Consider the following 15,144-nt stretch of genomic DNA (forward strand, 5'->3'; position numbering starts at 1 on the left):
TGTCTGATTTTACTCTTTTTATCGAGAAAAATCCTCCGTAAAAACCCCTTTGTGACAGTTAGGGTGCGGAATGTGGGGTATAACCATCCTTATTAACATTCTCAGAAAAAACACCTTCATTTAGTTCTGTAGCTTGTCGGTAAGATCCAGGGTGATATGTAAATCCTAAAGCATTTGCTGAACCAGCATAACTAATAGAAGCAATTGTAGATAAAATAGCGAGCCAAGCAATTTTTTTAAAACTCATAATGATTTTAGTCTTTCCGTTTTTTATTCTTCTTACAGGAATTATCGAATTTTTTCCTACTAAATAACAGGGTAGAATCACTAGATTTTTGTCTTATTATCCAAAGAATATTTGAGTGGCTTTTTGAATCAATATGAGGTTAAACAAGTCATTTATACTGATAAAAAATGAAGATAATATCCATCCTTACTAGCCCCTTATCAAATTTTTGTAATCATATACACTTTATATAAAGAAACTATATTTTTACTGTTGCTCTCTTTAAGCAAAGATGAAGATAACAGACATTTCCTACTTACCTAAATATAATGCTGCTCTGGATTACTCTAGAGCAGCATTATTGCGATCGCATACGACGGGCGAGTATATTGCATTTTATCCATGAACTTATGCTGGTTTGTGATGTCCAATCTACCAGGTGTAGTGCTGGTGTTGTCCCAAAGGCGGGGGTAGTAGCAAAGGTCTGATTTTATTCTGGTTTGACTTTCTATTTCGTAATTACTGATTGTGACACATCAACGTGTTGAATGTGGGATAGATTGTAAAAAAATGAACCTAAATTGAGCAAAAAACTGATTTTGTATATTCGATATTTTGTTAAATTAGTAATTACTAATTACGGATTCCTAAGAGATAGGTAATAGTGTGAATTACACTCAAATAGAAATTGCCTTCCCTTTCGCGGAATAGTTCAAAAGCCGAACCAGGTGTGCCAAAAAATGGTCTGAGAGTCCATCCTAACTGACTGCCTACGAAAGCATAAAGAAATAGCCAAAATTTTACAATTCTACCGCGCGTCTTAGTACCTTCATTGTCTTGTTCTAAAACTATATTTGTAGCCTGATATAAAGACGAAATTCCAATAAATCCGGTTAATGCAAAGATGAATACATTGAGCAGAATTAAAAATTGGTAATTATTGGTGGTAATTAAGAAAAACAGAGTTATTGGTGCAAAGCTAAATAAAAGTACGCTCGTAACTGAAACAGCAGTCAATACTAATGCTAAGTGCTGTGCAAAAGTCCGCTTGGAACCAAAAATAATATTAGCAAAGAACAATGTCGGGATACAAATCAGGAGTGTAATTAAATAAAGGGCTGGGAGTTTAATGGCAGAAGACAAAGCTTGCATCCAGCTATGGTATGCACCAATGATTCCGCCATAAGCCGCGAGAAATAAGGAACTGCAAACCAGCAGAGAAATGATTTTATTTGGTAATCTCGTCCCTTGGCGAACTTCCTCTAGAAATCCTTGGCGATCGCGCAGGAATCCAATTAGCACTGCAAAGTATTTTATTCCTGAAGATTTCCGTTCAATCATATTCGCCTCACAGAGATATTATTCAAGTTTCATCTGAGTAATCACCGCCAGAACCATACTTCCAGGCATCGATCAAACGATGCCAATAATATTGTTGTTCATTTGGTTGATTATTAATCCATGTTTCTAGCATTGGACTTAGCGAGAACAAGGCAGTGTAGACACCTAAATTACTGTAATGTAACATCCAATCTAACAAACTTGCCACACCTACTTGCGGAACGATCTTGGCAACTATTCCCGGATGAGATAAACCAGTTTTTAACAATGTTTGCGTTAGTGCCGAAAACTGTACTATATCCTGTAAAAATGGTTTTAGCACTGGTGTCCCCAACTGCTGCATTTCCTGAAATACTGCTGAGAGTAGTTGGTTAATTTGATCTGGGGCAATTTTTTGATTTACACTAACACTCATCGCCTTTTGAAACAACCAAGTAACAGTCAGACTTGGCTGATAGGGTTGCAGCAGTGTTAAGGCTTTTGCAGATAATTGTTCTGTTTCTAGTGCTTCGTAAATGCCATAAGTTAAACGCTTCAGGTGACGCACCATTGCCCCAAAACCACCAAAACTCAAGGGAGATTGACTACCACTGCTATCTCCCACTGGTAGAATGCGATTCCAAGGGGTTTTTAGCGGACTTTGGCGATGGGTGGGAAAGAAACCAAACAAGGCCCGTTGAAATTTCAGCTTGTTCAATTCCACTCCCTGATATTCTGGTAGGAGACGCAGGTATTCCTCAAATAAAGCTTCTAAACTCAAGCGTTGGGGATGTGCATCCATGTAAGTAAATAAGTAAGTTGTTCTACCATCCCTGGCTGGGAAGGCTTCCCAGAAGTACTGACATTGATTTTCCAAGGATGTAAATGATAATAACAAGTCGCCTGAGTTATTTTCCAGAAAACCTTGGGCGCAACTTCCCACAACTAAGCACAGTGCATCTGGTTTTTTGCCTTGGCGTGCTTGTTGGCTGATGGGTGAAAGATGTCCCATCGCGTCGATTAATAACCGAGTTTTGAATTGGTTATTTACCATCACCCCATCTGGATGAACCATTGCTTCGGTAAAGGGTGTGTTTTCTAACAACTTTCCACCAACGGCGAGAAATCGGGTTTTCAATGTAGCCAGCAGATAAACTGGATCTACGCCGATATTCAAAACATCCTCTACCCAAACTTCTGTACCGCCATCAAAACTAACTCGCGCTGGGTTATATTGAGTGGCGATCGCACTTGATAATTCTTCCTCAGTCAGCAAGTTCAATTCCACAAATACATCTAGTTCTTTGCGAGAGATATTCCATTCTTGTTCCCTCCCCTGCAAAACTCCCCGTTCCATCAATGCCACCCGCAGCCCCTTCACAGCTAAGGCGCAACCAATTAAAATGCCCAAGGTACCACCGCAGATAAGTACATCGAAGTCTACAACGCCTAAAGGTTGTTGATTTTCTTTAACTAACTGTGGTGTGGGTGCGGTGTTTTCTCGCACAGATGTAAGGATGCGATCGCTTTGACGCAATCCTCCTAAAACATCGTTTGGTAATTGGGAAAGAATTTCTTCGGTTAAAGACATAGGGTTTAATGCCAGCAGAGTTACTAGTATCGATCGTATCTTTGCTGGAATTAAACCTTTGTCCCAAATCGAATAATTTTGCGATCGCAGGTAAGCCTATAAATATCCCTTTCAACACGGTGATGGCTGTTTTTGCAGTCTTTTGCCTAGTCTTTAATTCTTTTCAATTCAACTCTTCCCTCATCCTAGTGTGTAGATATAAGCTTGTCTCAGCCGCCTTACCATCTCTCGGCGTACCTCATTTTGTACGCGATCGCCACGCCGCCAGTGTTCTAACTGAATATTATCAACGTAGAACCTGACAGAAAATTGCATACCAGAACCTTGGATATCAGTTAACTGAACTTGTGGCTCTTTCCAAGCAACATTAGATTCTTTAAAACTGTCATTTAGCCATTCTACAACTTTTAAAGAGTAGTCATCTAATCTTGTTTCATCTACACCTGGATTGGAAATTTTTTGAAATAATTTATTTAACTTAATTTTGAGAATGTCAATTTTTTGCTCCCATTCATCGGGCAAAATACGTTGATCTTCAAATACTAAGTCAGGGTCTTCTAACCAAGTTTTATACCATTCTCGGATTAAAAAAATTAACTGTTTTCTAGATGAATTTTGTTCTTCGTCTAGCCAGGATTTTACCCGTTTACCCTTTCTTTCTGTGATAATTACCAGCCCTACAAGATTCAATATCTCTAGGTAGCTTTGCTGGATATTTTTCAACTCTTCTGAAGTCAATCCACCCTTCTCTAACTGTTTAATTTGTCTAACAAAAACCTCAAAGGATTCTTCAATCTTCTCTATGTGACTATTCACCTCTTTTTCAACTAGTAAACGCAAACGCCCTGCTTCTTTTTTTGACAGCTTATCTCCCTCGGCTTCTTTCAATGCCGCAAAGCTTTCCAAATACTGAATTTTCTCATCGATATTGCCTAATGTGTCTGGATGTCCAATGATAATTTGCCGCAGAATATTTGTTGCTACCACTGCATCTGCATCTACTCTGACTGACACCTTAATTGTATAAGCGTAGTGAGTTGTAGGACGACTGAGGTTGATGATATTTTGACTTCCCAAAGATGTATTTGGAGTATATACTTCGCAATGTTCGTTAATCAGATATAGCTTAGTTACTCGGATACCGATATTTTTGATAATTGCTATTGAACCATTTGGCATAGCGATAACATCACCAAATTTAAAGGGCGTATCAACTAACAATACCAATCCACTAAAAAAATCGCTTAAAATATCTTTTACTGCCAATCCTAAAACTACAGTGATGCTACCTATGGCTAAACCGATTCCAGTTAAATCAAATCCAAGGGTGCTAAAAAATAGAGATATCCCAATTAAGTAAATTATGACTGGGATAAAATTTTGTAGAAGTGGGATTAATACATCATCCCATACAGCCTCAGTTTTCCGTGCGTAGTCTTTCAAGTAGGAAACTACTGCTTCCGTAAACAACAGAGATATGGAGTAGGTGACAGTAGCAATTAGTAAAGCCGTAAGTCCTCGATCGATCCAATCTATGATTCCTCCCGATCCTAGTTGGGTCAGTGAGAGTTTGAGATTAGCAAAAAGAAAAATAGCTATAGCAGGAATTTGTAAAATGCCAAGGATAAGTAGGGCTGTATCTTTTTCTGTTCGGCGAAAAAACGCTCGCAAAAAATAAAATAATAATATGTAGAGTATGAAGCCAACAACTATAAATGCACCAAATGTGTAGAAAAAATAACTAATTTGTGTACTCGTTGGTAAGGTCGGATGTACTTGTGGTACTAACGGCACTTTTGATGTAGATTCCGCCGCTTGGGCGATAAGGTTATAAATCATTGGTATTTACCTTTTCTTTTGCAGTCAAATTAACCTTCTAAACGAACAGGAATTGTAATCGTTGAATCAAGATGTTCGTAAATATCTTCCCAAGAACGCTTTCCTAGTTTCACTTAGTACAGTTTTGCATAAAAGCTTTGAGGCAGTTCTTGCTGGAAGCAGGAGATAGAAACTCTTTTCATCTGATTTCTTGTCCTACATTTTATACCTAAGTAGAACGACTTGAAAAAAACAAACTATGTAAAGTAATGTAATTTTAGCGAAAATCAGTTCGTAGTAAGGACTTTAGTCCTGATTTGAGAACTAAAGTTCTCACTACAAACCTTTAATTATTTACCCTGTTCTACTTACCTCACTTACTTACAAATTGCTGTATCATTTGATGATATACCAAATACCGTTATTATTTTGACGTAAAACCTGGTATCTTTGCTCAACAAATTCCAGCATTTTGGGAAAATTTTCTTTGATTATAGTCTGGGGTTCATAATCGATAAAGATATAAGGAGGTTTTGATGAATCTAACTGCTCTATAAGTCTTGGCCATTGTTCAGGCAAAAAATATTCAAGTGCCCAACCACGTAATATTGTGGCTTGAATCCGACCAGATAAGTAGTAAATAGATGGATCTCCAGCTACATAAATATCACCAGGAAGACTTCCTGACTGAGAGATAAACTTAGCCTCTGAATGAAGAGATGGATATTTTTTTCTAAAAACAGTCTGATATTTTAATCGTGTATCTTCAGTTAAAGCAAAGTTATTGTCGATCAGGGTAACAGTCTTTTTTATCAGAGTGGATGATAAAGGTAATAACAATAAAAATATGAGTAAAATTGTCGGGAGTAAAGACCTTAATTCTTTTAAAGACTCCCATAATATATCTAAACCTTTAGTTGCTAAAATCCCTATGGGTACAAACAATAGTAAATAATGGTATTCCCACAATGCTGTTCGTTGTAGAATAATAACACCCAAACCAAAAATGCACCAAACAAAAAGTAGCAAAGTCAATATATTCTTAGACTTGTGCAAGGATACATATACTGCAACAGCAGCCATTAAAACTAAAGGGTAAAAATTCTGCAAAAACCATTTTATTCCCAAAATCAACTCAATTTTATGAAACTCGGCATTAGAAACAATAAGGGGTGGATAGATAAAAAATGTTTCATACACTATTGAAAAACTATTAACCCAGATAAAATAGCTGGCAACGACTAAAAGAGGAAATATTATTCCTATAAAAACTGGCAAGCAAGTCTCTATAAATATTTTTTTAATTTTCTCTCGTTTAATTAACAGAGAATACATAAATATAGTCAGCCAAAACGAAAGTAAGATAAGCAGAAGGAGTAATTTAAATAGGAGGACAATTCCCCCAATAAATCCTGACATTAAAAGTAGATAAAATCTTTGTTTACCTTCATTTTTAAAACACTTAAATGTTAGCCACAGACAAAGGAATAAAGGAAAGCCAACCAGTGCTTCTACTTGAGTAAGCTGCCAAGCACCTGAAACAATATAGTAAACACCAACTGTTAGCAAAGGTACTATACTTGCAATTATTTGATGCCGAAAATAGCTTTTTAGAGTTAGCTGCAATATTATCGAAAAAAATAACATGTAAATAAGTTCAAAGGCATGGATGCCAATCTCATCAAAACCAAACAAAGTACCTGCTAAAAAATAAAAGCAGAAAATTCCCGGCTGCTTAATATCCCAAAAATCACGATACAGTACCTTTCCTTGTTGCATTTCCCAAGCACCTAGCCTAAAAAATGCTTGATCTCCGTCAAACGGAAAAGGTAAATGCACAAGACCAATTATCACAATAATAATCAAAATTATAAAGTCAATTTTATTTAATTTAGCAATACGAATCATGAAATTATTAATTTAAATCTAAGTGAATATATTGCAGTAGTTAATATCCTAACAAGATAACAGCAACTATGTAGCTTCTTCATCAATTATGATGTCGAAAAGCTCTAATAGCGAATAGCTATGAGTCTTTTGGTACTTAATTTTGTTCTTAACTTTGCTATGTTCTATCACACCTTTTAGACTTTGCAAAGGCTTGCGGTGTAATCGAAACCCTATCTTTATATATTGCTTTAATAAGTAGGTGGGTGTGAAAAAACTCAACTATGTAAAGATAGATAGAGCGGTGCAAAATCTAAACCATTACTTTGATAAATGGTGAAAGGGTGCTTACTAACGTCCAAATATCAAGCAAGTAGTTCAAAAGTGATTTTGCAGGTCTTTTTCGCAATCGAGTTGTTTATCAAGAACAGCTATTGATTACTATTTAACTGATAGCCCATCATAATAATGTATATCGGTAAGTGTGTGTCTCAAGTATTAAGGGACTTCCAAAAAATAAAATATACAGTAGGGTGTGTTAGGCGAAAGCCGTAACGCACCGAGATATCTGGCGGTGCGTTACGCTGTCGCTAACGCACCCTACAAAATTGGATATTTTTTTAATTGGAAGTCCCTAATGTGGATATAGACACAGAACAATAACTTGTATTACAGGAAAGACTGATGGAACGTTCAAAAATAATTGCTATTCTTACAGGTGCGATTTCAGTGATTTTAGCGATCGCTTACCTGATCTTAGTCCAACTGCTGGACTACCGGGACATGAAACCTGCCCCCATCAGCGAATTTGAGCAAGCGCCTGCAATTATTTCTGTTTTTTGGCAGATTGAGAAAATTACTGAAGTGTAAATGATACTTCGCTGACTTGTTGAGACGCAACTGATTGCGTCTCTTCTCATTTATGTCAATAAATAAAAACTAATGATGACTATTGAGGAAACCAACAGTTAATTCATAGATAAAAAATAATAGCTATTATTCATTACTCAAATAGTCGATTGTATAAGAATTAATTAGAGTAAATATCTCAAATTTCTTGAGATAATTAATTACATTTTGACATATATAACGGTCAGCTAGTTTCTAGGCTGGTACTGTTAAGTAGGAATTAATCCAATTACTTTGGGCTTTATTGATATTTAGGTCTTATTATTGACAAAATGACTCAAGGATTTAGCTGGCACGTTTTTAAATCCCTCACAAATCTTGTTATTTTACAACTACCCATTGCGTCACAGGTGCCATTGCTCGCCAGCCCAAAAATTTACCAATAGGTTCAGCCCGTTGAATGGCAACACGAGTCAAATCGCCACCGACTTGTTCATGCCATTGAAATAAAGTTTGCTCGCCCTCTACTGTCACGACATTTGCCACCAAACGTCCACCCGCCTGCAATGCTTCCCAACAAACGTCAAAAAGTCCTGTTGCTGTTACCCCACCGCCAATAAAAATCGCATCTGGTGCAGGCAAGTCTTTTAAGATATGGGGTGCTTTCCCTTCAATAATTTGTAGACTTGGAGTACCGAGAGTTGCAGCATTATCGGCAATATATAGTAGTCTAGATGAATTTTGTTCGATCGCGATCGCTCGACACCGAGCATTACTCCGCATCCATTCGATAGAAATTGAGCCGCAACCCGCGCCAATATCCCACAATAATTCTCCCGGTGTGGGAGCCAAAGCTGCTAGGGTGATTGCCCTAACTTCACGTTTAGTTAACTGTCCATCGTGGTGGTAGGCGTTATCTGGTAATCCTGGTAATCTTGGTAAAGGGATAACCCCAGCATCAGCAATACAATCAACTGCGATCGCATTCAAAGCCGCAATTTCAGTTTCACTCCAAGATGCAGCCGTACCTGACACAATTCTTTCATGAGTGCCACCCATGCGCTCCAATACGGTAATTTTACTACCACCATAGCCACGATTTGTCAAAATTTCGGCAACAATGGCGGGTGTGTCCTTTCCTTCACTCAAAATCAACAGCCTAGCTCCCGCATAGATGTAGGACTGGAGTAAGGAGGATGGACGACCATTCAAACTCAAAGTTTCCACCTCAGTTAAAGACCATCCCACCCTGGCACAGGCGAGACTGAAGGCTGAAGGTGCGGGGATAATCGTCATTTCAGAGACGGGAATTCGCCTCATCAAAGTTACACCAATGCCATAACACATGGGATCGCCGCTTGCAAGTACGCAAATTGATTGACCCCGACGCTGAATAATTTCGTCTATAGACGCGCTAATGGGGGATGTCCAGACTAGTTTTTCACGTCGATCGTCTGTAGGCAGCATTGCCAAATGGCGATCGCCTCCGACAAGTACTTTAGCTTGAGTGATTAGGGAAAGAGCGATCGCGCTTAACCCCTGCAACCCATCTTCTCCAATGCCGACGATAGAAAGCCATTTCTCTGTCATGCTAATTCGTGATTAATTTTCTCGGCGATTACAAACAAGTAATCTCCGTGATTGTTTTCATATTTATTGACAATATCTGTGATGCATCCTGTATTAATATCTGTTGCTAGCCTTTGACACCCTGCGGCGATTTCTTCTGGTGAAGCTAGCAAAGCAAATGTAGAAATTCCAGAACGGATATTTTCATCTAAATATATTTCAGGACGATATTTACCACTATATAAAAATAGGTCTTGCAAATTTTCTGAAATAGAATACGGTTCGATATTTACTGAATTAAAACCTGCCTCCTTGAGAGCATATCTCACCTTTTCTAAACTTGGCATCTGTTCAGCAGATTTATGTATAGCCTCTGGAAAATATTCGAATAACCAATATTTACTCATTTGCTCTGGTGTAGCAGTAAATAACACAAAACGACCAGCCGCCAGGACACGATAAATTTCCTGAAAAGCAGGAGTTAATGCAACAAAATGATGTATCGCTAGCGTGCATAACACACCTGAAAAAGTCTTATCTGCATAAGGTAAAGCTTCAGCTTCGGCAACTTGCCAGGCTACAATATTACTCTTATTTGTAGCAGCATCAATCATCTTTTTTGACTGGTCTACTCCATGCCAAATACCACCACTTTTTGCTAAAGCTAGCGTGTAATTTCCAGTGCCACATCCCAGATCAAGATATGAAGCATCTGATTTTACCTGAAGGTGAACAGCTAATCGGGCAGCAATTTCAGGATCGGCGCGACGAGTCAAATCATAGCTTTTGCCAATTTGCTCATAAATAGCCATTTATTGAATTTCTCACAATTTTTTAAAATAGTGAACAGTTTTGAGGGTTATAGTAAGGAATTTAGTGCTTGAAAAATAAGGAATTTAGTCCTTACTACGAATTTGATAGCTGATAAGCTAATCGGCATTTAAGTTGCATAATTAGGGCGGGCAAGATGCCCACCCCACAAGATATTGAGCAAATTTTAATATGCAAAGCAAATTAGCTGTTAAACGAGTGCGGCTGTTGCTTTCACAGCAAAAATCTGCTCAATCACATCTTCTACTACCTTATCTGGGGTAGAAGCACCAGAAGTAATTCCTACGACAATTTCACCATCTGGCAACCAGTTTTCTGTAGTCATTAATTGCCCATTTAATTGTCGATGTTCTATAGAATCTCTTGATTTAATCCGTTCAACAGTATCAATGTGATAAGAAGGAATTCCCCGCTCAAAAGCAATTTGTTGCAATTGAGTAGTATTAGATGAATTAAATCCACCAATTACTACCATTAAATCTAAATTATGTTCCACTAATTCCAACATTGCATCTTGGCGTTCTTGGGTGGCATCACAGATGGTATTGAAGCTTTGGAAATGCTGATTTAACTCGGTGGGGCCATACTTCTGCAACATAGTCCGCTCAAAAAGTTTGCCGAGTTGCTCAGTTTCGCCTTTAAGCATTGTAGTTTGGTTAGCAATGCCAACTCTTTCTAAATCTCGATCGGGGTCAAATCCTGCTGAACAAGCTTTAGCAAATTTTGTCAGAAATTCTTCACGGTTTCCACCATTAAGAATATAGTCAGCAACATAATTTGCTTCTTGCAAATTCAACACAATTAAATACTTGCCAGCAAAGGAACTAGTAGCGACTGTTTCTTCGTGCTTATATTTACCGTGAATTATTGATGTATAATCGATTTTTTTGTGCTTTTCTACTGTATTCCAAACTTTAGATACCCAAGGACAAGTTGTATCAACAATTTTGCAGCCTTTATCGTGAAGGATCTGCATTTCTTGAACGCTAGCCCCAAAAGCAGGTAATATCACTACATCCCCAGTGCCAACAACAGAAAAGTCTTTATTCTTTCCTTCAATGGGGATGAATTCAACTTCCATCTCCTGCATTCGCTGATTTACAGAAGGGTTGTGGATAATCTCGTTAGTAATCCAGATGTGTTCTGTGGGGAAGTGCTGACGAGTTTCGTAGGCCATGGCCACAGCCCGTTCTACACCCCAGCAAAAGCCAAAGGCTTGTGCTAGTCGGATTGTCACATCACCCCGTTGCAGGATGTAGTTGCGATCGCGAATTTCCTGAATCAAGTTACTCTGATATTCAGATTGCAACTGCGTGGCAACTTCCGCTTGATGACCAAAGCCCTTGCGATTGTAATTTTCTGAATGTTGCAGGCTGCGCTTAAAAGCTTTTGTATCCATTAGATTTGTCTACTTCAACCACTATTTTTTATTTTCTCGCGCCAAGCCGCGATTTATACAAAGTTGTATTCAAAGATATTACTTCTTTTTGTCCTTTAACCTTTTCCCCCCGAAGGCCGCTGAGACTGGGATTTTAATTCGATTTCGCTATAAATCTGCAATGCAGAACGCCAAACTATATACCCTTCAGGGCTTAAATGTAAGCCATCAGTAGTAAATTCACGGCGGAGATTTCCTTGTTTGTTGGTAAATAGGGGATATAAATCGAGATATTTGACACCTTTTTTGGTAGAAATACTTTGCAGTTGCTGATTTAACCCCTGAATGCGGCTATTGGCAACAGCTAACAGTTTATCTCGTCCTTTCCAGGTTGCTTCCTCTGCTGCATGTGGCAAAATTGATTGGACAACAATTTCCGCTGTGGGATGTGTCTTTCGGAGGTAATTGATAATTTGCCGTTGATTATCTAAAATTTCTCCATCGCTTATCCCCCGAATTAGATCGTTAATGCCAATCATCACAAAAATCACCTCTGGCTGGGTGCGGTCAAATATTTTCAATCTTTTCAATAGGCCATTGCTGGTTTCCCCAGAAATCCCTTGGTTGAGCCAATTTTTGCCTTCGGGTAATAACTCAGAGGGAAACCACAAACTCAGAGAATCTCCCGCCAGGATAGTTAAATGCGGAGTTCGTTGATCGGCTGCTACCTTGGCTTCTTGCTGGAGGATATCTACCCACTCTTGGTAAGTGAGTTGGTGACGGCGACCCAAATCAGGTGTAGCAATTTTGGTTGAGTTGTTTAGGCTGATTGGTTCTGGGGATGTTACTATCCCAAAAAAAGCGGCCAATCTCTGCTGTTGCCAGATTAGCAGAATGACCGCCAACATTAGGATGCCGTTGGTTAACAGCGAGAAAAATGCCCAGATAGGAAAGGTTTTAAAAGAAGTAGACACGACTAGCGAAATTTACCAATTGTTTGAATCAAATTTTAACGCTAGCGATCGCAAATCAGCCCAATTTTGGATTTTTCTTTCAATCCCAACTCCCACCTTTTGTACAGATGCGATTCATCGCATCTCTCTTTACTAAGTCGGACGATCGCCAAACTCGGAGTTGTAACCTTCTTCACCGTGTTCGTTGATATCCAAACCTTGCAATTCAGCTTCCTCTTTAACACGCAGTCCGACTGTAGCATCAATCACTTTAAGAATAATCCACGTACCAACACCTGCGATCAGATAGGCAACGGCAATTGCTACTAGTTCAACTCCCAATTCACCCAAATTACCACGCAGTACTCCGTCTTTACCTCCCCCATTAACTTGAGTTGTGGCAAAGATGGCCGTTAAAATTGCCCCCACTGTCCCACCAACACCATGCACGGGAAAGGTATCTAAAGCATCGTCAATTTGCAGCTTATGCTTGAAACTCACAGCATAGAAGCAAACAAAAGCGGTGATGAAACCAACTAAAATCGCTGATAGCGGTGTGACAAATCCGGCAGCGGGGGTGATGCCGACTAAACCAGCAACGGCTCCTGTAGCTGCTCCCACAGCTGTTGGTTTACCCCGTAAAACTGCTTCCAAAATTAGCCACATTAAAGCTGCCGCCGCCGCCGCCGTATTGGTGGCAACAAAGGCTGTTGTTGCTAAATTTGTTGTTAAGTTCCCAGAAGTTCCACTGGCAACAGATAAGGCACTCCCAGCGTTGAAACCGAACCAGCCAAACCAGAGTAAGCCAGCACCCAGCAAAATGAAAGGAACGTTGTGCGGGGGGCTAAGGCGATCGGGATGGGTTTTCCGAGGACCAAGAACGATCGCTGCTACCAAGGCTGAAACGCCAGAACTAATATGAACTACTGTGCCACCTGCAAAGTCGAGGGCACCTAATCCACCGTACAAACCCAAGAATCCACCTTTCGCCCATACCATGTGGGCTAGGGGGGCGTAAACTAAGGTTGACCACAGCAACACAAATAGCGAATAGGCGCGGAAACTCATCCGTTCAACCAGCGCCCCAGAAATTAAGGCTGGGGTGATAATGGCAAACATCGCTTGATAAATCGTGAATGCCTGGTGGGGAATCGTTCCGGCATAAGAGACGACATCAGCATATTTGGGGTCTCCTGCTTTCAGGACATCTTCATAAGGCAGATGCGGCAAGTAGCCTTGAGTCTCTAAACCGACACCGTTCAACCCAAACCATTGCAATCCACCGATGAACGGCAACCCTGGTGCAAAAGAAAGACTATAACCCCAGAGAATCCAGGTAACTCCCACGATCGCCATCAACACAAAGCTCATCATCAATGTGTTTAGGATATTGCGCGATCGCACAAATCCACCATAGAAAAACGCTAATCCTGGTGTCATTAACAGCACAAGCGCTGCTGAAATCAGCATAAATGCCGTATCTCCAGTATCAGCAGCAGGCACAGCAGCTGGTGTTTGGGCAAAAGCATTGCCCATCAGCGGCCCTCCCAAAAAGAGTAGGGTGATAACCCCAATCATCACAACTTTTTTCAACACTTCTTTTTGTTCCTAAACACCAATAATTTGTATACTTAACTACATTTGATTACTTTTGTCCGCACATTTTTGTCTTTAAAGTTACTTAAGTGGAGTTTTCTGGAAATGTTAACAAAAATATAATCCTGATTATTAAGTAGGTCGGCGCAATTAAAGCTAACTGGCAAAGTCTCTCATTTGTCATTGGTCATTAGTAAGGGCTTTAAGCCTGTTTATGTTTCGTAACATTTTTGGGGTTTTTCGCGTTAACTTACTTAGTTGCCAAGATTGAAATCAGGGTATGGTGATGCAATTTACATCTTTTTTTTTGAAGAATAGCATTTTCTTGAACCGCTACAAAATTACCAATTTTTAGTTACCTACTATTACAAACCAAGATACTTGTGAGATTTTACAATATTTGTGAATTCTCAGAGAATTTACATAAATATGTTGTGAATTATCTTTATATCTTTCGCATAAGCGCATTTATACTTAAATAAGTGCGCTTATGCGATTAGTAGCAAAAAAAACTTTGCGATTTTGCGTGAGGTTATTATCTGTTTAAAAGGGAATACTATAAAAGTTATTGGTCGAAAATAATTTAGTACTTTTACTTAAGTTCTGGGTGCAAACATGATAATTGAAACACCTACCAAAGCTAAACAAGCTCCTATTAGTTCGTAGCGGTCTGGAGTTACCCCGTCTACCTTCCAACCCCAAAGCATTGCCATTACAATAAACACACCGCCGTAAGCTGCATACACTCTGCCAAAATTTGCCGATTGGAGAGTTGCAATCACCCCATAGAAAGCTAAAGCCATTCCCCCCAATATGCCCCACCAAAATGGCTTGTCTTCACGTAACCACAACCAGATTAGGTAGCCACCCCCAATTTCAAATAAACCAGCCCAGAAAAAATACAGCAGAGACTTAATCATTACGATCGATTTTTTAATAAGGTCGAACTCAGTAAAATTACGCTAACGCTTTTAACTAAACTATTGTCATTAATTAAAGTAAGTTTGTTGAACAAATTGGTTACTGGGGATTGGGGACTGGGGACTGGAGACTGGGGACTCGGTACTAAGGAATGGGGAGAAACAAGATAAGGACTTCTTTTTTAATAATTCCCCCTAACCCCCAA

Annotated in this window: 13 protein-coding genes; 2 read left to right on the forward strand and 11 right to left on the reverse strand. The window is 39.2% G+C overall.

The window, feature by feature from the left end; all coding sequences use genetic code 11:
* Positions 1–58: 58 nt before the first annotated feature.
* Positions 59–247, reverse strand: a complete 189-nt coding sequence (locus CDG77_RS29870; RefSeq protein WP_094332870.1) for a hypothetical protein — start codon at positions 245–247, stop codon at positions 59–61.
* 308 nt (positions 248–555) lie between these two features.
* Here CDG77_RS29870 and CDG77_RS36970 point away from each other — a divergent pair, with 308 nt between their 5' ends.
* Positions 556–714: a hypothetical protein gene (locus CDG77_RS36970; RefSeq protein ID WP_190234102.1), complete on the forward strand. Its 159-nt coding sequence runs from the start codon at positions 556–558 to the stop codon at positions 712–714.
* A 145-nt stretch (positions 715–859) separates the two neighbouring features.
* Here CDG77_RS36970 and CDG77_RS29875 read toward each other — a convergent pair whose 3' ends face one another.
* The 4 genes from CDG77_RS29875 to CDG77_RS29890 form a co-directional block, all read right to left on the reverse strand.
* Positions 860–1,567 carry an actin-binding WH2 domain-containing protein gene (locus CDG77_RS29875; RefSeq protein WP_094332871.1) on the reverse strand — a complete coding sequence of 236 codons (708 nt, stop codon included), beginning with the start codon at positions 1,565–1,567 and terminating at the stop codon, positions 860–862.
* A gap of 22 nt (positions 1,568–1,589) precedes the next feature.
* The gene (locus tag CDG77_RS29880) at positions 1,590–3,137 is read right to left on the reverse strand and encodes an FAD-dependent oxidoreductase (RefSeq protein ID WP_094332872.1); all 1,548 of its coding nucleotides are present in this window, start codon (positions 3,135–3,137) and stop codon (positions 1,590–1,592) included.
* A gap of 180 nt (positions 3,138–3,317) precedes the next feature.
* Positions 3,318–4,976 carry a mechanosensitive ion channel family protein gene (locus CDG77_RS29885; protein ID WP_094332873.1) on the reverse strand — a complete coding sequence of 553 codons (1,659 nt, stop codon included), beginning with the start codon at positions 4,974–4,976 and terminating at the stop codon, positions 3,318–3,320.
* Between the two features lie 375 nt (positions 4,977–5,351).
* Entirely contained in the window at positions 5,352–6,863 is a 1,512-nt protein-coding gene (locus CDG77_RS29890) for a hypothetical protein (protein WP_094332874.1), read from the reverse strand.
* 663 nt (positions 6,864–7,526) lie between these two features.
* Here CDG77_RS29890 and CDG77_RS29895 point away from each other — a divergent pair.
* Complete coding sequence (locus CDG77_RS29895; RefSeq protein ID WP_094332875.1) at positions 7,527–7,712, forward strand: hypothetical protein; 186 nt, start codon at positions 7,527–7,529, stop codon at positions 7,710–7,712.
* Positions 7,713–8,072: 360 nt separating this feature from the next.
* Here CDG77_RS29895 and cbiE read toward each other — a convergent pair whose 3' ends face one another.
* The 6 genes from cbiE to CDG77_RS29925 form a co-directional block, all read right to left on the reverse strand.
* Positions 8,073–9,281, reverse strand: a complete 1,209-nt coding sequence (cbiE, locus tag CDG77_RS29900; RefSeq protein ID WP_094332876.1) for a precorrin-6y C5,15-methyltransferase (decarboxylating) subunit CbiE — start codon at positions 9,279–9,281, stop codon at positions 8,073–8,075.
* Positions 9,278–10,072 (reverse strand): class I SAM-dependent methyltransferase, encoded by a 795-nt coding sequence (locus CDG77_RS29905; RefSeq protein WP_094332877.1) that lies wholly within the window; start codon positions 10,070–10,072, stop codon positions 9,278–9,280. Before CDG77_RS29905 ends, cbiE begins: the two co-directional genes overlap by 4 nt.
* 209 nt (positions 10,073–10,281) lie before the next feature.
* A complete protein-coding gene (locus CDG77_RS29910) occupies positions 10,282–11,490 on the reverse strand; it encodes a 4-hydroxy-3-methylbut-2-enyl diphosphate reductase (protein ID WP_094332878.1) in 1,209 nt (402 codons plus the stop codon).
* Positions 11,491–11,585: 95 nt separating this feature from the next.
* The gene (locus CDG77_RS29915; protein WP_094332879.1) at positions 11,586–12,443 is read right to left on the reverse strand and encodes an SGNH/GDSL hydrolase family protein; all 858 of its coding nucleotides are present in this window, start codon (positions 12,441–12,443) and stop codon (positions 11,586–11,588) included.
* Positions 12,444–12,575: 132 nt separating this feature from the next.
* Positions 12,576–14,000 carry an ammonium transporter gene (locus tag CDG77_RS29920; RefSeq protein ID WP_442946449.1) on the reverse strand — a complete coding sequence of 475 codons (1,425 nt, stop codon included), beginning with the start codon at positions 13,998–14,000 and terminating at the stop codon, positions 12,576–12,578.
* 614 nt (positions 14,001–14,614) lie between these two features.
* Positions 14,615–14,938, reverse strand: a complete 324-nt coding sequence (locus CDG77_RS29925) for a YnfA family protein (protein ID WP_094332881.1) — start codon at positions 14,936–14,938, stop codon at positions 14,615–14,617.
* Positions 14,939–15,144: the final 206 nt, after the last annotated feature.

Source organism: Nostoc sp. 'Peltigera membranacea cyanobiont' 213 (genome assembly GCF_002245975.1).
Lineage (GTDB): Bacteria > Cyanobacteriota > Cyanobacteriia > Cyanobacteriales > Nostocaceae > Nostoc.